This is a genomic window from Microbulbifer pacificus, from assembly GCF_002959965.1.
Classification (GTDB): domain Bacteria; phylum Pseudomonadota; class Gammaproteobacteria; order Pseudomonadales; family Cellvibrionaceae; genus Microbulbifer; species Microbulbifer pacificus_A.
In genome coordinates, this window is the sequence record NZ_PREV01000027.1 from 372,582 (window position 1) to 393,096 (window position 20,515).

Below are 20,515 nucleotides of genomic sequence, written 5' to 3' on the forward strand. Positions count from 1 at the left end.
CGAGCAATCCGTTGATAGGTAAGTTTTTCCGTCGTTCCAAAGACAAGTCCGAACCGGCGCCCGAGGGCAAAAAAATGGCCGAAGCCGGGTCCGGCAAGCCCCGCCAGGAGCGTGAAGACCAGTCCGGAGGCCGTCGCCAGCGCAACCGACACCGCGGTTCCAAGAGTGGTAACGAGAAGGGCGGCGACCGGGGCGACCAGCGTGCCCAGCCCGGAAAAGAGCAACCCAGAGATGAATCGCCCAAGAAAGACCGCGCCCGCAAGGACTCCCCACGCAAGCCGGTGCCCCAGAAGCCCTGGAGTCTGGACGAGTTCCAGGTGCCGGAGCAGGAGGGCAAGGTGCGCTTCCACGATCTGGATCTGCCGCTGCCGCTGATGCACGCCATCGCCGACCTGGGTTACCAGTACTGCTCGCCGATCCAGGGCCAGTCACTCCCGCATACCCTTAACGGCCACGACCTTGTGGGTAAGGCCCAGACCGGCACGGGCAAGACTGCGGCCTTCCTCATTACCGTTATCGACGACCTGCTCAAGCACCCGTTCGACGGCGAGCGTTATGCCGGCGAGGCCCGCGCGCTGATTATCGCGCCGACCCGCGAGCTGGTGATGCAAATCGCCGACGATGCCAAGAACCTGTGCAAATACACCGATCTTGAAATCCACACACTGGTCGGGGGGATGGACTATCAGAAGCAGCAGAAGGCCCTGAACGAGCGCCTGGTCGATATTCTCGTCGCCACTCCCGGTCGTCTGCTGGATTTCGTCAGCAATCGTGACTGTTTCCTCGACCAGGTAGAGATTCTGGTGATCGATGAGGCAGACCGCATGCTGGATATGGGCTTTATTCCTCAGGTGCGCCGCATCGTGCGCCAGACGCCGCGCAAGACCCACCGTCAGACCATGTTCTTCTCCGCTACCTTCACCCCGGAAGTGGACGACCTGGTAGAGCAGTGGACCGCGGAACCGATCATCGTGGAAATCCAGCCGGAGCGTGTCGCCACCGATACCGTTACCCAGCACGTGTACCTGGTATCCGGCGAGGAAAAATACCCGCTGCTGTACAACATCGTGCAGCAGGAAGAGGTGGAGAGCCTGATCGTATTCGCCAACCGCCGCGACCAGTGCCGCCGTCTGCACGAGCACCTCCTGGCCCACGGCATCAACGCCGGGCTGCTGTCCGGAGAAGTGGCACAGAACAAGCGCGTGCGTACCCTGGACGATTTCAAAAGTGGCAAGTCCAAGGTGCTGGTGGCCACCGATGTGGCTGGCCGCGGCATCCACATCGACGGCATCAGCCATGTGGTGAACTACACCCTGCCGGAAGAGCCGGAAGATTACGTGCATCGCATTGGCCGTACCGGTCGCGCGGGCAAGAGCGGCACGTCCATCAGCTTCGCCTGCGAAGACGACGCGATGCGTCTGGAGCCCATTGAGCATTTGCTCGGCAACAAGCTGAAATGCGAAGTGCCGCCGGAAGAATTGCTGGTGGAGCCGCCGAAGGTACAGGTGAAATACAGCAGTGGGGATCGCGGTGATCGCGACCGTGGTGGTAATCGCGGTGGGCGTCGCGGTGGTGGCGGTCGTTCCCGTCGCTAACATCTTTGCTCCCGCCGCTCTGGCGGGAGCCACTTCATATTGGCCTGGTCCTAATCATTTGCCAGTTGCTCGCGGTATTTTTTGAGCTCCTTGCGTCGAGCCCTGGATACCTCCGGGTAACACATGTCCATGCTTTTCAGTGCTTCCAGCACGGCACTCGCCACGATCAGGCGCATGTTCTTCTTGTCGTCGGCCGGCACCACAAACCAGGGCGCATGGGGTGCTGCGGTTTCGTTGATCATGTCTTCGAAGGCGTGTTGATAGTCGTCCCAGAAGGCCCGCTCCTTCACATCGGCTTCGGAAAACTTCCAGTTCTTGTCCGGTTCGTCGATGCGAGCGAGGAAGCGTCTGCGCTGCTCGTCACGGGAAATATTCAGGAAAAATTTAAGGGTCAGTGTGCCGTTGTCCGCGCCATAGCGCTCAAGGGCGCGAATGGCTTCGAAACGGCCGGCGAACAATTCATCCAGATCGCGGGTCTGCTCGCCGGGCATTTTCTGATATTTCGTCACCAGCTCCGGGTGCACCCGGCACACCAGTACTTCCTCGTAGTATGAGCGGTTGAACACGCCGATATTGCCGCGCCGTGGCATGGCGACAGCGGTGCGCCAGAGGAAGTTGTGTTCCAGCTCGGTTTCGCTGGGGCGTTTGAACGAAGTGATCTCGACGCCGTGAGGATTGACGCCGTTGAATACCGCGCGGATGGTGCCGTCCTTGCCGGCGGCATCCAGTGCCTGAAAAACTGTCAGCAGGCTGTAACGGTCATGGGCGTACATCACCTGCTGTCGCTCGTCGATGGCGCGGCGCAACTTGCGGATCTTTTTCTCGTAGTCCTTTTTGCCGGCATACAGCGGGTCGATCAGGGAGGGGGACTTTCCCTGGCGATATTTCTTTTTGCCCTCGAAACGGATTTCGTCCCAGTCGATGTCCATATACCCTGCCTGTCCGCCGGAAGTCCTGCCTTTGTTCAAGACTAGACAATCGCGGCGGGGCATTGGGGCGAGGTGTTATGGCGGAGGAGGCTGGTCTCTATTTTTTGGGGCCGGAAATACCTTTCGGCCATTTTTTTTCTTGCGGCAGCGGTGTTCTGTCCGCCCGAGTCCCTGTGCCGCCGGGGCCGCCATTGGGGCCCTTACCGGGATCACCCTCGGCCCAGATCCGTTCTACCCACAGGGCGGTGCCACCGGCGACTGCCGCCGGCATCACAAAGATGTTCAGGATCGGCACCATCTTCGCCAGCATCACACTGCCGCCAAAACCGAGGGTGGTGAGTTTCTTGCGCATCAGCACGCGCTTCAACTCGCTGAATGAGCGCTGGTGGTTGTCGAGCGGGTAATCCACATACTGGATCGCCATGCACCAGGCGCCCCACAGGGCGGTGAGGATGGCGGGGATGAAAACCGTCCAGCTGGTGAGCAGGGCAATAATGAAAATCACGATACCCCAGCCGAGAAAATACATCAGTTTGCGCAGTTCCCGCCCCAGGGTGCGAAATACCATGCTGTGCAGCGGCTCCGGTGGCGGCGCGTGGCCGGTGAGCAGTTCCTCGACTTTTTCCGCGAGGAAGCCGTTAAACGGTGCGGCAATAATGTTGGTGATAATGGCGAACAGGTAGCCGTAGACGAGGAAGAACAGGAGCACTACGGCGATGGCGATGAGCCACGCCAGCCACTGAAATACGCCGGCAGCCCAGTCGATCCCCTTGGCGAGGATGGCGCGCCACCAGGACATGTTGGAGGTGTCGACGGGGGTGTCACTAATGAGGCTGCCGATGAAGCGGCCGAGGTCGTCGAACTGGCTGATCATCAGGGCGCCGAGTGCAATGAACAGCACGAGGTTGATGAGCAGGGGGACGATGATAAATGGGCGCAGCTCTTTCCGGGTAAGCAGCTGCGCCCCCCGGATCAGTGCGTGTACGCCGTGTGCCGGGTTGGATGTCATCGTTTACTGCGCTCCTGCGGCCTTCAGGATGTCGGCGTATTCACTGCTCTGTTCGTGCTCGCCGATTCGCGCCAGCAGTGTCTGGCCTTCGGGGCTCTGGCTATTGAGATCCAGTCCCTGTTCTTTGAACAGGTGCACGAAGGTTTCGAAGTTTTCTACTTTCATGCCGCGGTAGGCGCGCTCCAGCAGGTAGAAATCCCGGTTAAATCCCTCCGGTGCATCGCCAATTAGAAAACCGGCGATACGCTCGTCGTCAAAGATTTCACCGAGGACTTTTTGTTTGTCTTTTTTCAGGCTCACAGTTTGCTCCTGTTTCTGTGATCTGCGGAAACCCGTTGCACTGTGGCGGTGGTGCGGACGGTGCCTATTTGCGAAACACGCCGTGAACCCATCCTTGGGGGCTCTTCTAAAACATCCCTGTTTTAGAAGGTTTCGCAAACAGGCCCCGCCCGCACCACCTTCGCATCGGAGTCATGTGCGTTCGAAATAAATGTGTATCAAAACGCAGGTTTCGAAGCTCAATAGTTCAAATTGAAGGCCAAGTGCCGGGTGAGGCTTTTCGAAAGCGTCGCAAACAGGGATGTTTGCGACGCAGCGTACAGGGGCGTATTCACCGCGGTTTCGAAAAGCCTCACCCGGTGCTTGGCCGCCACCGGAGGGATTTCAAATCCACCAATACCTCAAAACTTAAATGTCAAAGTAGGGCGTTCAACTTCTGCTGCAGAATCTCATTGATCATCTGCGGATTAGCCTGCCCCTTAGAAGCCTTCATGATCTGGCCCACAAAGAACCCCATCATTTTCGGTCGTTTGTCCGGATCGGCGGTGCGGTAGTTTTCCACTTGCGCAGCGTTCGCGGCGATCACATCGTCTACCAGCTTTTCAATGGCACCGGTGTCCGTCACCTGCTTGAGGCCCTTGGCTTCAATTACAGCGTCTGCATCGCCCTCACCATTCGCCATCACCTCAAACACCTGCTTCGCGATCTTGGAAGAAATGGTGTTGTCCTTGATGCGTGCGATCAGGCCGGCAAGATGCTCCGCAGAAACCGGGGACTCCCCGATGGATTTTTCCTCGCGGTTCAGCAGTGCCGCCAGTTCGCCCATCACCCAGTTGGCGGCAAGTTTAGGCTCGCCGGATTTGGTGGCGACTTGCTCGAAATAATCCGCCAATGCGCGTTCCTGGGTCAGCACATCCGCGTCGTACGCAGAGAGACCGTAGCCGCTTTCAAAGCGCGCGCGCTTGGCATCCGGCAATTCCGGCAGCTCGCCGCGGATCTGCTCGATATATTCATCGGACAGCACCACCGGCAACAGGTCCGGGCAGGGGAAGTAGCGGTAATCGTTGGCCACTTCCTTGCTGCGCATGGAGCGGGTTTCGTTTTTGTCGGCGTCGTACAGGCGGGTTTCCTGCACGACCTTGCCGCCGTCTTCGATCAGGTCAATCTGGCGCTGGGCCTCTACCTTGATCGCCCTTTCGATAAAACGGAAGGAGTTCAGGTTCTTGATCTCGGCGCGCGTGCCAAGTTTTTCCTCGCCTTTCAAACGCACGGAAACGTTGGCGTCGCAGCGCAGAGAGCCCTGGGACATGTCACCGTCGGAAATACCTAGGTAAGTCACGATGCTGTGGATTTTTTTCAGGTAGGCCACGGCTTCGGCGGCACTGCGCATATCCGGCTCGGACACGATTTCGATCAGCGGGGTGCCGGCGCGGTTGAGGTCGATGCCGGACATCCCGTGGAAATCTTCATGGAGTGATTTACCTGCGTCTTCTTCCAGGTGTGCGTGGTGCAGGCGCACGGTCTTGCTGCTGCCGTCTTCCAGATGGATCTCGATCTGGCCCGCGCCGACGATCGGCTGCTCCAGCTGGGTGGTCTGGTAGCCCTTGGGCAGATCCGGGTAGAAATAGTTTTTGCGCTCGAACACGGAGCGCTTGCCGATCTCCGCATTCATCGCGAGGCCGAACATCACCGCGAAGCGAAAGGCCTCTTCATTCGGCACCGGCAAGGTGCCCGGCATGGCGAGGTCGATCGCGCAGGCCTGGGTATTCGGCTCGGCACCGAAGGCGGTGCTGGCGCCGGAGAAAATTTTAGATTGGGTGGCCAGTTGCACGTGAACTTCCAACCCGATGACGACTTCCCATTCCACGTCATGTCTCCTTATTGTGCTGCCGGGGCGATTTGTTGGTGCCAGTCACTGGCCTGCTGGAACTGGTGCGCAATATTGAGCATGCGCGCCTCGTCCAGATAATTGCCAATGAGCTGCAGGCCGACGGGCAGGCCGTGGGCGAAACCGCAGGGGATGGACATGCCGGGCAGGCCGGCGAGGTTGGTGGCGATGGTGTAGATGTCTTCCAGATACATGGCCACCGGATCGGCGTTTTTCTCGCCGAGTTTGAACGCCGGGTTCGGCGCGGTGGGGCCCATGATCACATCGACCTTCTGGAAGGCGTCGACAAAATCCTGCTTGATCAGGCGGCGCACCTGTTGTGCCTTGTTGTAGTAGGCATCGTAATAGCCTGCGGACAGGGCGTAGCTGCCGACAAGAATGCGGCGCTTCACTTCCTCGCCGAAACCCTCGCCGCGGGAGCGCATGTACAGGTCGCGCAGGTCCGCCGGGTTTTCGCAGCGGTAACCGTAGCGCACGCCGTCAAAGCGGGACAGGTTGGCGGAGGCTTCAGCTGGGGCAATCACGTAATAGGCAGGTATTGCCAGTTTGCTGTGGGGCAGGCTGATTTCCACCAGCTCTGCGCCGAGCTTTTCGTATTCCTTCAGAGCTTCCTGCACCCGCACACCCACTTCGCGGTCGAGGCCTTCGCCAAAGTACTCGGCGGGCACGCCGATTTTCAGGCCGGAAATGGAATCGTTGAGGTTGGCGGTGTAGTCCTGTGTGGGGCGATCGAGACAGGTGGAATCCTTGTTGTCCGGCCCCGCCATCACCGACAGCATCAGCGCGGCGTCTTCCGCAGTACGCGTGATGGGGCCGCCCTGGTCGAGGCTCGACGCAAACGCGATCATGCCCCAACGGGACACACGTCCATAGGTGGGCTTCAAACCTGTGGTGCCGGTCATGGCCGCAGGCTGGCGGATGGAGCCGCCGGTGTCGGTGGCGGTAGCGCCGGGCACCAGCTGTGCGGCCACCGCGGCGGCGGAACCGCCGGAAGAGCCGCCGGGAATGCGTTCAACATCCCAGGGGTTTTTCACTGCACCGTAAAAACTGGATTCATTGGAGGAGCCCATGGCGAACTCGTCCATATTGGTTTTGCCGAGGCTCACCGCGCCCGCCTGCAGGAAGTTATCCACAACAGTGGCGTCGTAGGGGGGCACGAAGTTGTCGAGCATTTTGGAGCCGCAACTGGTGCGCACGCCGGTGGTGCAGAATATGTCCTTGTGGGCAATGGGTACGCCGCACAGGGCGGGGGCGTCGCCCTGGGCGAGGCGCGCGTCGGCGGCGGCGGCCTGTTTGATGGCCTGTTCGCCGGTGACGCTGATGAAGCTATTGAACTGGCTGTCCAGCTGCTGGATGCGTTCCAGCAGATGGCTGGTGATCTCGACGCTGGAGAACTGCCGGTCGCGCAGGCCGCGGATGATCTCGGCGATGGTCAACTGATGCATGGGAAATCCGGTTTCTTGTCTATTCTGTATTCGCGTGAGGCTGGTGGGTCGGTTGGTGACCCGCTAATCGATCACTTTCGGTACCAGGTACAGGCCTGCTTCGGTCTGGGGCGCGAGGGCGAGAAATTCCTCTCGGCGATTGGGCTCGGTGACCTGGTCACGACGCAGTACCTGCACTTCGTCCAGCGGGTGAGCCATGGGCTCCACACCGTCGGTATTGACGGCCTGCAGCTGATCCACGAGTTGCAGGACGTCGCCGAGGCGGCTGCTGACGTCGTCGATGGTTTCTTTGGAGATGGCGATGCGGGCCAGTTCGGCCAGCTTTTCAACGGTTTGCGCGTCCACGGCCATGGGGATAGAGACTCCAGCTTCTCAAAGGCTTACAAGCGGCCGCCCGGATGCGGGGGGCCGGTGGAAAAGAAGGGCGCAAATTTAGCATATCTGCGGGGGAATCTCCCGAGATGGTTTGAGTGTGCAGTTGAAAGCTCTGGTTGGTGAACGTTGTAGGTCGTCCGCAATACGCTCCGCAAAGAAGCAGATGGCGATTATTCATCCTTGCTCTGAACCGGCGCCATTGTTAGAGTTTGCCGATTCTGGCCAGGGCCCCTCTCGCCGCTGGCCTGTTTGGCGAAGATCGGGCGAAAACGCTGCCCGGAACACAGAATTATTTGCGTGGACTAACTACCCTGTAACGCTTTCCCCGCCGGAAGCGCAATCGGGCCGTGTGTCAGCGCTCTGCGACACCTGAGCCCGATTCTGCTTCAGGTGTTGTACATCAGAATTAAGGTAACCGAATTCCATGTTTAAACGTTTGCGGGGCATGTTCTCCAGTGATCTCTCCATCGACCTGGGTACTGCCAACACGCTGATCTACGTACGCGATCGCGGCGTAGTCCTCGATGAACCCTCTGTCGTCGCCATCCGTCACTACAACGGCACCAAAATCGTGGAAGCCGTGGGTGTGGAGGCGAAGCGTATGCTCGGTCGCACGCCGGGTAACATCACCGCTATCCGTCCGCTGAAAGATGGCGTGATTGCCGATTTCCAGGTCACCGAGAAGATGCTGCAGCACTTTATCAAGAAAGTGCACGAAAACAGCTGGATGCGCCCGAGCCCGCGTGTGCTGGTGTGTGTGCCGTGTCAGTCCACCGAAGTTGAGCGCCGCGCAATCCGCGAATCCGCTCTCGGTGCGGGTGCCCGCGAGGTGTGGCTGATCGAGGAGCCCATGGCCGCGGCTATCGGCGCCGGCCTGAAGGTGGAAGAAGCCAGTGGTTCCATGGTGGTGGATATCGGTGGTGGCACCACCGAGATCGCGATCATCTCCCTGAACGGTGTGGTCTACTCCGATTCCGTGCGCATCGGTGGTGACCGCTTCGACGAGGCCATCGTCAACTATGTACGCCGTAATTACGGCAGTGTGATCGGCGATGCGACCGCGGAGCGTATTAAAGAGGAAATCGGCTGCGCCTATGCCGGCAGCGAGGTGCGCGAGATCGACGTGCGTGGTCGCAACCTGGCCGAGGGCGTGCCGCGCAGTTTCACCCTGAACAGCGATGAAATTCTCGAGGCGCTGCAGGAGCCGCTCACCGGTATCGTGCAGGCGGTGAAAAGTGCGCTGGAGCAGTCTCCCCCCGAACTCGCTTCCGATATCGCCGAGCGCGGCATGGTGCTGACCGGCGGTGGTGCGCTGTTGCGCGACCTGGATCGCCTGCTGATGGAAGAATCCGGTCTGCCGGTGATTGTCGCCGACGACCCGTTGACCTGTGTCGCCCGCGGCGGCGGCAAGGCTCTCGATATGATGGACAAGAGCCGCCTGTACCTGGTCACTAACTGATCCGGTTACTGTCTGCTTCGGCGGCGCTCAGGGATGCATGAGCACCGCCGTATCACCGCGCATGGATCGCGCCTACAGCCAATAACAACATCATTGCTGAACAGGTCGATGGGGGCCGCCCATTAAACCGCTATTTACCCGAGGTCCGTCGCCGGAATCCCGCATCGTGGTGCTGGGGCTGGCGGCGACCGCGCTGATTCTGGTCAATCTCTATACCGATTGGCTGGATCCTGTGCGCGAACGTCTCTCCAGCCTTGCCGCACCTTTCTACTGGCTCACCGGAACACCGTCTCGCGTGGGTGATTGGGCGGAAGATCAGCTGCGTACCCGCGAAGAGTTGGTGGAAGAAAACAGTCGCCTCAAGCACCAGGTGATGTTGCTGGAGCAGCAGACCCAGTTACTCGCTGCCGTGCGCGCGGAAAACACCCAGTTGAAGGAGCTGATGAACTCCGCCGAGAGTGTCGACCAGCGGGTGCTGGTGGCGCAGGTAATCGGTGTTTCCCCGGACCCGCTAGAGCATGTGCTGATCATCGACAAGGGTCGCAGTGATGGGATACGCGATGGCACCGCCATCATGGACGCCAGCGGCCTGCTCGGACAAGTGATTGAGGCGGGGGACTTCTCCAGCCGTGTCCTGCTGATCACCGATGCCAATCACGCACTGCCGGTACAGGTGTTGCGCAACAGCCTGCGCGCGGTGGCTGAGGGCACGGGTGACCTTTACCGCCTCAAACTTCGGCATCTGGCGAATACCAGCGATATCCGTGAGGGCGATCTGCTGTTGAGCTCCGGTCTCGGCGGACGTTTTCCTGCGGGATATCCGGTGGGGGAGGTGATCGCGGTCAAGCGCGATCCAGGCAAAGCCTTCGCCGATGTGGATGTGCAGCCCCGCGGGCTGATGAACCGCAGCCGTTTTGTGCTGGCGGTAATTGGTAACGAAGACGTCGACCCCGCACGAGGCCTCGGCAACGGGACGCTGGATTGATGCCATGGAAGCCCACAACCGCTGGTTCATCCTGTTTACCTTTTTCGTTGCCCTGTTGCTGGCGGTGATGCCGCTGCCGGCCAACTGGCAGTGGTTTCGCCCCTCCTTTTGCGCGTTGCTGGTCATCTTCTGGACTACGCGTATGCCGGAAAATCTGGGTGTGGGGTTTGCCTGGCTGGTGGGGTTGGTGGAAGACCTGGTCACCGGATCGACACTCGGCGCCCACGCCCTTTCTCTCGGGGTACTCGCCTATTTCAGCCTGCTCACTTATCGCCGCACCCGTGCCTTCAATCCCGGGCAACAGCTCATGTGGGTGTTTGTGCTGGTGGGGATCAACCAGTTGCTGGGCAACTGGGTGCATGGTCTAGCGGGCAAGACGGTGCCCGGACTCACGTTCCTGTGGCCGGCACTGACGACGGCACTGTTGTGGCCATTGGTCACACCCTGGCTGGGTGGTATGGCATCGCGCCTCAGAATCCGTTGAGCGTCTGGCAATTCGCAAATAAATGTTAAGTCGCATCGCAGGTGCGGTTATTTTTCGAGCGGGACCGCTATAATCAGGCCTTCAGCCGAACTCTTAGTCCTAATTCATAACGATAAGTCGAATCCGTGCCACAACCAGAACCCACACCGCGCCTGATTCTTGCGTCCGCATCACCACGACGGGCGGAGCTGTTGCGGCAGATCGGTGTGCCTTTTGTCGTCGCCGCTACCGCGGTGGAAGAATGCCGCGGTACGGATGAATCCCCGCGGGATTACGTGCTGCGCCTGGCGCGCGAGAAGTCCCGCGCCGGTCGCGCGTCGGTGCCGGGTACCGATATATGGTCTCTGGGCGCCGATACCCTCGGTGTTATCGACGGTCTGGTCCTGGAAAAACCCCGCGATTTCGATGATTTTGTCGGCATGATGGGCCTGATGTCCGGTCGTGAGCACTCGGTGCTCACGGCGTTGTGCCTGAGTGGCGAGGGCGCGGAGTTCAGTGACGTGGTGGAGACTCGGGTGCGCTTTCGCACACTGGATCGCGCCTTGATGGAAGGTTACTGGAACACCGGTGAGCCGCGAGACAAGGCGGGTGGTTACGGCATCCAGGGTATGGGTGCGCTGTTGGTGGAGTCCATTCACGGCAGTTACAGCAACGTGGTGGGGCTGCCGCTGGAAACCCTGGCCGGGCTTCTGGAGCGGGCGGGCATCGCCTATTGGCAGACAGGGATGAAGTTGGGAGTATCCGGCCTGTGAGTGAAGAATTACTGATCAACGTGGCACCGATGGAAACCCGCGTGGCGCTGGTGGAAAACGGTGTGCTGCAGGAGGTCTATCTCGAGCGCACCGCCCGCCGCGGGATCGTTGGTAATATCTACAAGGGCAAGGTGGTGCGCGTGTTGCCGGGCATGCAGGCGGCGTTTGTGGATATCGGCCTGGAGCGCGCCGGGTTTATCCACGCCTCCGACATCGCGCCGCTGGATGAAAACGGCATGGAGTCCCGTGAGGGTGACGTGGCGGACATCCGCGCGCTGGTGCGCGAGGGGCAGTCGCTGGTGGTGCAGGTGGTGAAAGACCCCATTTCCAGCAAGGGTGCACGCCTCACTACCCATCTCTCGGTGTCTGCCCGTTATCTGGTGTACATGCCCCAGACCCGCCATATCGGTATATCCAACCGCATCGAAGACGAGGCCGAGCGCGAGCGTCTGCGTGCACTGGTGGACGTGGCGGCGGCGAAACTGGCGGAAGAGGGCCACAGTGGCGACGGCGGTTTCATCCTGCGTACCGTGGCGGAGGGGGTGAGCGAAGAGGAGCTTCTGCGGGATATCCCCTTCCTGTACAAACTGTGGAAGGAGCTGGAACAGCGCATCAAGACCGAGAAGGAACCGGCGATCATCTACGAGGATCTGCCGTTGTTCATGCGCGCGCTGCGCGACCTGGCGCGGCCGCACACGGAAAAGATCCGCATCGACTCCCGCGAGGCCCACGCCCGTGCCGCCAAGTTCACCAGCAAATACGCCCCGGAAATTGCCCCGCGCATTGAGCACTATCCCGGTGAGCGTCCCCTGTTCGACCTCTACGGTGTGGAAGAGGAAATCCGCAAGGCGTTGCAGAACAAGGTGACGTTGAAATCCGGTGGTTATCTGATCGTCGAACAGACCGAGGCAATGAGTACCATCGACGTCAACACCGGTGCCTTCGTCGGTCATCGCACGCTGGAAGAAACCATCTTCAAGACCAACCTCGAGGCGGCCACCGCCATCGCCCGCCAGCTGCGCCTGCGCAATCTCGGTGGCATCATCATTATCGACTTTATCGACATGCAGGATCCGGAGCACCAGCGTCAGGTGCTGCGCACTCTGGAGAAGGCGCTGGAGCGGGATCACGCCAAGAGCAGTATCACCGGTGTCTCGGAGCTCGGACTGGTGGAAATGACGCGCAAACGCACCCGCGAGTCCCTCGGCCAGATGCTGTGCGAGCCATGCAGCGTCTGTTCTGGGCGCGGTACCCTAAAAACGGCCGAGACAGTGTGCTATGAAATCTTCCGGGAGATCATTCGCGAGGCCCGCGCCTATGACAGCGACAAGATCATGGTGCTGGCGGGGCAGGTGGTGATCGACCTGCTGTTGGACGAGGAGTCTGCCAATGTGGCGGATCTCGAGGAATTCATCGGTCGCCCCATCCAGTTTCAGGTGGAGCCCATTTACAACCAGGAGCAGTACGACATTGTTCTGGTGTGAGCTTGTGAACGCCGGCCGCCGCAGGCGCCGTCAGCGTGATCGCGTTCTCGCGGCCATCGCCGGGACCACCTTGGGAGGTGGGGCCTGATGCTGTGGCTGCGCTGGTTCGTCCGCAAGTTCTGGTTGCTGGTGGTCACCCTGGTGATCGCGCTGGCGATCCTGGTACAGACCGGACGTATCCTGTCGCCACAGGTGGGCAAATACAGCCCGCAGATCAGCCATTGGCTGTCCGAGCGCCTCGGCGCGCCGGTGGATCTGGAGCATATCTCCCTGCGCTGGCAGGCACTGGAGGTGGCGCTGCAGATCGACGGTCTCAATATCGGCGCCGACGGGCAGGTGAAGCTGCGCCGCGGCCTGTTCCATCTCGACCTGCTGTCGAGCCTGTGGAACCGCGAACTGGTGTGGAAAAACCTGGAAGTGGACGGTTTTTCCGCACAGTTGCAGCAGCGAGCCGAGGGCGGTTGGCAGGTACAGGGCTTCCCGCTGACGACGACCGCCAGTCCCGGGCAGAACGTGGACAGTGCGGCGGGTGTGCGGCTCGGCGATCCGGCCCGCATCTTTCAGTTGGGGCCGAAAGTGCTGGTGCGGGATGCGAGCATCGAACTGACCCTGAATGACGGCCAGTCCGCCAATCTCGACCTGCGGGAAATCCAGCTGGAAAACAGTGGTACCTTCCACCGCCTGGTGGCTCGGGCCTATGTCACTGGCGCCATGGAGAGTCTGCATCGCGGTGAAGAGAGTTTTCATCTGGTGCTGGAGGGACGTGGAAATCCGCGTCGCAGTGATGAATTTTCCCTGCGCGGATACGCGCAACTGAACGAGCTGCTGGTGGACGAGGATCTGGTAGGGCTGTTGTACCAGTTGTCGCCGCTGCCGGAAAAACTCTACTGGCCCGGGCGCAAGCTCGCCGGCGGCCGCCTTTGGCTCAGCTCTGACGCGAAAAACGGCTACAGCCTGCGCGGCGACCTGAGCCTCGCGCAAGTGACGGAAGACGCCGGCAATAGTCAGGAGGCATTGACGGCGGATGATCGGCCCCGCGGAGCACTGGAAACCCTGAATGCGTTGTCCAGCAACATCTCCGGGCGCTGGCGCCCCGGCGAGTCCTGGGAGCTGGTGCTGCAACAGCTTGGGCTGAACTGGCAGCAGTTGGAAGTGCCGGATGTGAACCTGCAGGCGAGTGGCGACCAACAGGGCAATCTGCAATTGGCGGTGGACCAGATTGAACTGCAGGCCTGGCATCGGGTGCTGCGGGTACTGGAGCTGATTCCAGAGAAAGCGGAAGAATGGTTGCAGGCACTGGAACCCACCGGCGAACTCATGAACGTGCGCCTGACGCGCCGCGACGGTGACGTCAGTGTGGCGGCCAATCTCCACGATGTGGCGGCGGGTGCCCATCTGGGTGCGCCTGCGGTGACCGGCGTCAACGGTTACCTGTCCCTCAATGGCCAGGGCGGTCGCGTGGAACTCGACAGTGGCAGCGGCTTCAGCGCGCACTTCCCCCTGCTGTATGAATCCCCGTTTTCCTTCGGTGCGGCTCGCGGTACGGTGGCCTGGGATATCGACCGCGCGCACAATACGGTGTCGGTCTACTCCGGCCCTCTGATCCTCGATACGGAGGATCGTGCCGATGCCGGCGGCAGTGATTCCCACCCTGCTGGCGGCGCCTCTTATCCCGCTGGCGGCGCCTTTCGCGGCCAGTTCCTGCTGCAGATTCCGCTGATCCCCCACAGCCGCCCCGCGGACTTCACCCTTGCTCTCGGTCTGCGCGATGTCGCGGTGGGCGAGCAGCGCCATCTGGTGCCCGTGGTGGTGAGTGACAGTCTGCGTCAGTGGCTGGACCAGAGTATTGGCAAACACAACAAGGGCGTGATCCCCAGCGCCGGTTTCCTATACCGCGGCTACAGCTATCGCGAAGGGGAAGACAAGCATCTACTGGCACTCGGCCAGCACGAGAACCGCCACACGGTGCAGCTGCAGGCCGATATCGCCGGCAGCAGCCTGGAGTACGCCCCCGGCTGGCCGATGGCGGAAAATGTGGATGGGCATCTCGGAATCAACGACCGCGAGGTCCTGGTAGTGGCACCGCGCGCGCGGCTCTGGCATGTCGACGGTGCCAACGTGGCGGTACGGATATCGCCAGAAGAGACCGGTTCACGCCTCGACGTGCACGCGGAGCTGGCGGGCCCGGCGGCGGATGGGCTCAAACTGTTGCGGGAATCGCCGCTGCGGGACAAGTTGGGCAAGGCTTTCGACAGCTGGAAGCTGGACGGAGAAATGCAGGGTACCCTGCGTATTGCCCAACCGCTCGGCGGTGCCGATGTCGCGCCGAGCCAGGAGATCGAACTGCAGATTGCGGACGCAGAGCTGAGGCTGCAGAACCTGAAACTCGACATCGAACACCTGAACGGCACGGTGCGTTATCACAGTGTCGAGGGGCTCAAAGGATCGGCTTTCCGCGGGCAGCTCTGGGGGCAGCCACTGAAGGCGTCTATACAGCATCTTGGGCAGGGTGAGGACCGCGACACGCAGGTAGTGGTGCGCGGTCAGGCGCAGACCGAAAGCGTCGCGCACTGGAGTGGGCGCCCGGAACTGCGGTGGCTCGACGGTGCCCTCGATTACACCGCCCGCATCACCATTCCAGCCAGCGCCAAGCAGAAGCCCTACGGTGCGGTTCTGGAGCTGCAGTCGGACCTGGAGCAGGTGGCGGTAAATCTGCCGGCCCCCCTGACCAAGCCCGCGGGCCAGAAGTCCCGCTTTGTATTGCGGGTACCGATCGGTGACCAGGGTAATCTCTACCATCTGAGTTACGGCGAGCATCTTCAGGGCCAGATCTGGCAGGTGGATGGTCAGCTGGAGCGGGCCTCCATCGCATTGAATGCGGAAGCAAGGTTGCCCCAGTCACCGGGGATTTCGATTATTGGCGACCTGCCGCTGGTAGATCTGCAGCCGTGGAAGAAGGCACTTGCGATTTACACCGCGGAAAAGCCCGCGGCTGAAATCGCCGGTGCGGAAAGTGCGCCAGACGCATTGGCGGATACCCGCCGCCTGCCCATCATCCTGGATTTGAGCACAGACCGGCTGCGGATTTCCGATTCCGCCGGGATCGACAACATCCATGTGAGTGGTCGTGGTGTCGGCGAGGACTGGCAGTTGCAGTTCGAGAGTGAGACCGCCGCCGGCGAGCTTGCCGGTATGCTGCACTCCGACACGCCGCTGCAGGTGAAGCTTTCGCACCTGCGTTTGCCGGCGATGTCCGGGAGTGAAGCGGCGGATGGGGAGGCGCCTCCGGAGGCGACCACGCCCCCGAGCGACCGCTGGAAAGGCTTTGATTTCGCCAGCCTGCCGAATGTGGATTTCAGCGCCGACCAGCTGTGGTTGGGAGAAGAGCCCATGGGGCCCTGGTCTTTCCGCCTGCGGCCGTCTGCCGAGCGTCTGGTGGTGAGTGAAATTCGCGGTGCCATGCGTGGAATCCAGATCGAGGGGCGCGGTGAGGGGGACAATCGCCTCGGTGCCCAGCTGATGTGGATGCGCGATGAGGAAGGTGGTGAGTCATCCCAGTTTATCGGCCGCCTGCGCGGTGAAAATCTCGGGGATGTGTTGCAGGCCTGGGGCCAGGAGGCGGCGATCGAAAGTCGCAGTGCGGTATTCGACACCGCACTGCGCTGGAACGGTTCGCCGGCAATGGTGAACCCGAACAGTCTCAACGGCGAAATCCGTATCGATATCCGTAGCGGCCGCTTCCTGCGCGCCAGCGACAATGCGGGGACGTCGCTGCTGCGATTGCTTTCGCTGTTCAACTTCGATACCTGGGCGCGCCGCCTGCGGCTGGATTTTTCGGATCTGGTGCAGAGTGGGCTCACCTTCGACCAGGTACATGGCGAGGTCTATTTTGAGGGGGACGGCGAACTGCTGATCGCCGTACCGATCCAGGTGGTGGGGCCCACCAGCGAGTTGCAGATGGCCGGTCGTGTAAATCTGCAGCGGGAAGACCTGAACCTCACCCTCGTGGCGACGCTGCCGGTGGGCAACAACCTGGCTTTTGTGGCGGCACTCGCCGGCGGTCTGCCGGCGGCGGCGGGGGTTTACCTGATCAGTAAGGTGTTCAAGAAGCAGGTGGATCGCGTGGCCAGTGTGAGCTACCGCATCAATGGCGAATGGTCCGATCCGGAAGTGCGTTTCGACCGGCTGTTTGACGACGGTGCGGCGGACCGCGAGGGTGAGAGTGCCGTCGCGGAGCATCAGCGGGAAAGCGCGGAGCGTCAGAGAAAAAATGTCGAGCGCCAGCGACAGCAGCAGGCCGCGGCAGGTACCGGCGAGCGGGTGACCGAAGATCCGGGCTCCGCGCACACCGAGAGTGATACCACACCGGCCGTTCCCGCCGCGAAACCACAGCACTGGGGCCCCGCGGGTGTGACGCGCCCCCTGGGCGCCGGTTAGTGGTTGCAATAACCGAATAATTGTTCGATATTGACGCTTCTCTAAACAAAAATAACGCAAGCAGAATAAAAACACGCTAACAGAGGTGCGTCGCCAATGACTGAGGTGGTCTCTTTGGCCGGTATTCCCGTTAACCGCTATACGCTGTTCAAACTTTTCAAATACACCGTCTACTGTCTGCTGACGTACAACGTCTACGCATTCTTTGTAGAAAATCACGCCGCGGCAAGCACGGTGTTTGCCGATGGCATCAGTTTCGGCAAGATCATCGAAGCCTATAACGACTCCATCGACACCCTCGCATGGGTACTTCTTCTGGTGGTCTTCGAGCTGGAAACCTGGGTGCTGTCGGATGCCCGGCTGAAGGGCAGTACCAAGTGGCTGCTCAATGGCATTTCCGCCTTCTGCTACGTGTTTATCACCTATTCGTTCTACGGCTACCTGTCGGAGATGGTGTCGCTCACGCATCTGCTGCCGGTGACCGACAGCGCCTGTGACCTGGCGGCGAGCGGCGGCTGGTCGATGGTTCTGGAGCAGGATGATTACACCGCACTGACGGCGGCGAATTGCGGCTCATTGGCGGATGTGCACCTGTTGCGACTGGCGGACGCACAGATTGTGGGGGACGCGTCGGTATGGCGCGAGATTCAGTGGCTGGCCTGGGTGGATGTGATCAACGCCGGCGCCTGGCTGCTGGTGGTGGCGATCCTCGCGTTTGACGTATGGCTGCAACTGCGCCACGAACTGTCCGATGCGATCATGCGCTATTCCCAGATCGTGAAGGGCCTGCTGTACTCCACCCTGTTGGTATGCGCCATTTACTGGGGCTTTAACGGCAGCTTCCTGGATTTCTGGGACGCCTTCCTGTGGCTGGTGGCCTTCTTCTTTATCGAGATGAATCTGTTTGAGTGGCAGGCGGAAACCAGCGCGGAATAACCGCACATTGCGTGACTCTAACTCACCCCTGAGGCGGTGGCACTGCCGGGGCAGCCTTGCGAGACACGCCGTGAACCCATCCATGGGGGCTCTTCCGCGAGGTCCCTCTCGCGGAAGGTCTCGCAAGGCTGCCCCGGCAGCGCCACCTTCGCTTTTGAGATCGATACTTCGAATCGATCTCAGAAATGTGTCAATCAGTCTTTCCGGCTGGTAACTTCCAGCAGGTGATAACCGAACTGGGTTTTCACCGGGCCATGTACCTTATTCAACTCATCGTTGAATACCACCTTGTCGAATTCCGGCACCATCTGACCCTGACTGAATTCACCCAGATCACCGCCGCTGCGGCCTGAGGGGCACTTGGAATATTGCTGGGCGATTTTTCCGAAATCCGCGCCGTCTTCGATCTGCTTTTTCAGATCCTGACACTGGGCTTCGCTTTCTACGAGAATGTGGCGGGCTGTTGCTTTTGGCATGGGAAACTCCCTTTTAAATTGAATATCAAAAATGAGGGCAGAAGCTTAGTGGTTGAAGCTTATGTGGGCCAGACAAAAGTTAATTTAGGTCTATGAACTATTCGCAAAGGCGGCGCTACCGGGGTCAGGTTTATGAGACCTTCCGCGAGAGGGACCTCGCGGAAGAGCCCCCATGGATGGGTTCACGGCGTGTCTCATAAACCTGACCCCGGTAGCGCCGCCGCCTCTGAATCTGTTCAGTGCTTTCGCAGCACGCTACGAAGAGCTTAAATAATTACTGCCCCGATAAAGCCGCAAACGTATTGCACTTGTTCACATCACCGGTGGTAAATCCCTGCTTGAACCAGTAGGCGCGCTGCTCTGCGCTGCCGTGGGTGAAGGCATCCGGGGATACCGCGCGGCCGGAACGGCGTTGCAGGTGGTCGTCGCCCACGGCGGCGGCGGCGCGCAGACCTTCTTCAATATCGCCGGGCTCCAGCATGTCGCGGTCGCGGTGGGCGTAAAAGGCCCAGACACCGGCGAAGCAATCCGCCTGCAACTCAAGCATCACCGACAGACGGTTCGCGGTGACTTTGTCCGACTGCATGCGCGCCTGCTGGACCTTTTCCGAGGTTCCCATCAGATTCTGCACATGGTGTCCCACCTCGTGGGCAATCACATAAGCAAAGGCGAAATCCCCGGGGGCACCCAACTGCTTGAGTTCATTCAGGAAGCTGAGATCCAGATACACCTTCGCATCGCCCGGGCAGTAAAACGGACCCACCGCGGCGGAACTCAAACCACAGGCCGAGCGCACGGCGTCGTCGTAGAGCACCAGCTTGGGCGCGGTGTACTGGGAGCCCGCCTGTTGGAACAGGCCGCCCCAGGTATCCTCTGTATCGGCCAGCACCACCGATACAAACTGAGCCACCTCATCTTCCGCCCCCGCGCTTGCGGTGCCCGGGGCCGTTTGCGAATCCGGCAACGTGGGCGACTCGGTATTGGTGTTGCCGGAAAACAGGTTCCCGCCAAAAAAATAAAGCGCCGCCAGCGCCAGCAGAATCAGCCAGCCAGTTTTGCTGCGCAACAGGAATGGCGCCAGGGCCAGCAGGTTGCCGAGCCCGCCGCCCATTCCGCCACCACCGGGGGAGGGCTGTCCGCGACGATCTTCCACATTCGAACTTCTGCGACCCTGACGCCAGCGCATGGTGTACCCCTATGATTCACATCCGCGTATTGATTTCAGCATAGAACAGCTGGCGCTATTTTCTGTTTTATCTTTGCGACCATATCCTTAACCGGCAGGCAGCAGTGGTATCTTTGTCGCCTTATCGGCCTCATTGGAGGCGAGCAGACCGCGTCTTTCATTGTGCAGCGGTTCCCTAAAAATTGACCGAGGGGCGGATACTTTGTCGTTGATTCCACTTTTTCCACTCCATATGGCGCTGTTTCCCGGCGTGACCCTGCCGCTGCGGATTTTTGAGCAGCGCTATCTGCGTCTGGTGACGGAATCCCTCAAGAACGATACCGGCTTCGGCGTCGCGCTGATCCGCAGTGGTCGTGAAGTGGGGCCGGCGGATGTCTGGCCGCTGGGGCTGTATGTGCGTATCGTCGACTGGAGTCAGGGCGAGGAGGGGTTGCTGCATATCGAGGTGGCAGGAGAGTCGCGCTTTCGCATACTGGAGACCTACGCGGAGGACGACGGCCTGTTGATGGCGGACGTGGAGTGGCTGCCGGATGAGGAGTCCCACCCGGTGCCGGACAGCTGCGATGGGCTGCTCGCGGTCCTCAATGAGCTCAAACAGCATACCGCCGTGCTCGCGCTCAAGTTTGCGCCGGTGGAGAGTGCCGAGGCGCTGTCGTGGCAACTGGCGCAACTGCTGCCGCTGGATGACGCCGTGCGGCTGGAGCTGCTGGCCAGCCAGGATCCTCTGGAGCGGCTCGCGCATATCGCCGCCAATCTGGACCAGTGGGCCAGGCAGTAGTCCGGCGCAAACACGGCC

General features: G+C 60.6%; 17 protein-coding genes. 9 read left to right on the forward strand and 8 right to left on the reverse strand.

The window, feature by feature from the left end:
• Positions 1-74 precede the first annotated feature (74 nt).
• On the forward strand, positions 75-1,595 hold the full coding sequence (gene rhlB, locus C3938_RS12365) for an ATP-dependent RNA helicase RhlB (RefSeq protein ID WP_105104498.1): 1,521 nt from the start codon (positions 75-77) through the stop codon (positions 1,593-1,595).
• A gap of 50 nt (positions 1,596-1,645) precedes the next feature.
• Here rhlB and C3938_RS12370 read toward each other — a convergent pair whose 3' ends face one another.
• The 6 genes from C3938_RS12370 to gatC form a co-directional block, all read right to left on the reverse strand.
• A complete protein-coding gene (locus C3938_RS12370; RefSeq protein WP_105103601.1) occupies positions 1,646-2,524 on the reverse strand; it encodes a PPK2 family polyphosphate kinase in 879 nt (292 codons plus the stop codon).
• Positions 2,525-2,621: 97 nt separating this feature from the next.
• Entirely contained in the window at positions 2,622-3,533 is a 912-nt protein-coding gene (gene cysZ, locus C3938_RS12375; RefSeq protein WP_233998863.1) for a sulfate transporter CysZ, read from the reverse strand.
• Between the two features lie 3 nt (positions 3,534-3,536).
• The gene (locus C3938_RS12380; protein WP_105103602.1) at positions 3,537-3,833 is read right to left on the reverse strand and encodes a PA4642 family protein; all 297 of its coding nucleotides are present in this window, start codon (positions 3,831-3,833) and stop codon (positions 3,537-3,539) included.
• 394 nt (positions 3,834-4,227) lie between these two features.
• Entirely contained in the window at positions 4,228-5,679 is a 1,452-nt protein-coding gene (gene gatB / locus C3938_RS12385) for an Asp-tRNA(Asn)/Glu-tRNA(Gln) amidotransferase subunit GatB (protein ID WP_233998864.1), read from the reverse strand.
• 11 nt (positions 5,680-5,690) lie between these two features.
• Positions 5,691-7,145, reverse strand: a complete 1,455-nt coding sequence (gene gatA, locus C3938_RS12390) for an Asp-tRNA(Asn)/Glu-tRNA(Gln) amidotransferase subunit GatA (RefSeq protein ID WP_105103604.1) — start codon at positions 7,143-7,145, stop codon at positions 5,691-5,693.
• 63 nt (positions 7,146-7,208) lie between these two features.
• A complete protein-coding gene (gene gatC, locus C3938_RS12395; protein ID WP_105103605.1) occupies positions 7,209-7,496 on the reverse strand; it encodes an Asp-tRNA(Asn)/Glu-tRNA(Gln) amidotransferase subunit GatC in 288 nt (95 codons plus the stop codon).
• Between the two features lie 448 nt (positions 7,497-7,944).
• Between gatC and C3938_RS12400 the strand changes: the two genes are divergently transcribed.
• From C3938_RS12400 to C3938_RS12430, 7 genes are all read left to right on the forward strand, one after another.
• Positions 7,945-8,979, forward strand: a complete 1,035-nt coding sequence (locus C3938_RS12400; RefSeq protein ID WP_105103606.1) for a rod shape-determining protein — start codon at positions 7,945-7,947, stop codon at positions 8,977-8,979.
• 121 nt (positions 8,980-9,100) lie between these two features.
• On the forward strand, positions 9,101-9,964 hold the full coding sequence (mreC, locus tag C3938_RS12405; protein WP_105103607.1) for a rod shape-determining protein MreC: 864 nt from the start codon (positions 9,101-9,103) through the stop codon (positions 9,962-9,964).
• A gap of 4 nt (positions 9,965-9,968) precedes the next feature.
• Positions 9,969-10,448 (forward strand): rod shape-determining protein MreD, encoded by a 480-nt coding sequence (mreD, locus tag C3938_RS12410; protein WP_105103608.1) that lies wholly within the window; start codon positions 9,969-9,971, stop codon positions 10,446-10,448.
• Positions 10,449-10,573: 125 nt separating this feature from the next.
• A complete protein-coding gene (locus tag C3938_RS12415; RefSeq protein WP_105103609.1) occupies positions 10,574-11,200 on the forward strand; it encodes a Maf family protein in 627 nt (208 codons plus the stop codon).
• Positions 11,197-12,684, forward strand: a complete 1,488-nt coding sequence (rng, locus tag C3938_RS12420) for a ribonuclease G (RefSeq protein WP_105103610.1) — start codon at positions 11,197-11,199, stop codon at positions 12,682-12,684. Before C3938_RS12415 ends, rng begins: the two co-directional genes overlap by 4 nt.
• 87 nt (positions 12,685-12,771) lie before the next feature.
• Entirely contained in the window at positions 12,772-17,121 is a 4,350-nt protein-coding gene (locus tag C3938_RS12425; protein ID WP_105103611.1) for a YhdP family protein, read from the forward strand.
• 96 nt (positions 17,122-17,217) lie between these two features.
• A complete protein-coding gene (locus tag C3938_RS12430; protein WP_105103612.1) occupies positions 17,218-18,057 on the forward strand; it encodes a hypothetical protein in 840 nt (279 codons plus the stop codon).
• 194 nt (positions 18,058-18,251) lie between these two features.
• Here the strand turns inward: C3938_RS12430 and C3938_RS12435 are convergent, their stop codons facing one another.
• Entirely contained in the window at positions 18,252-18,557 is a 306-nt protein-coding gene (locus tag C3938_RS12435) for a peptidylprolyl isomerase (RefSeq protein ID WP_325027408.1), read from the reverse strand.
• A 250-nt stretch (positions 18,558-18,807) separates the two neighbouring features.
• Complete coding sequence (locus tag C3938_RS12440; RefSeq protein WP_105103614.1) at positions 18,808-19,719, reverse strand: neutral zinc metallopeptidase; 912 nt, start codon at positions 19,717-19,719, stop codon at positions 18,808-18,810.
• 208 nt (positions 19,720-19,927) lie between these two features.
• Between C3938_RS12440 and C3938_RS12445 the strand changes: the two genes are divergently transcribed.
• Entirely contained in the window at positions 19,928-20,497 is a 570-nt protein-coding gene (locus tag C3938_RS12445; protein WP_233998866.1) for an LON peptidase substrate-binding domain-containing protein, read from the forward strand.
• Positions 20,498-20,515: the final 18 nt, after the last annotated feature.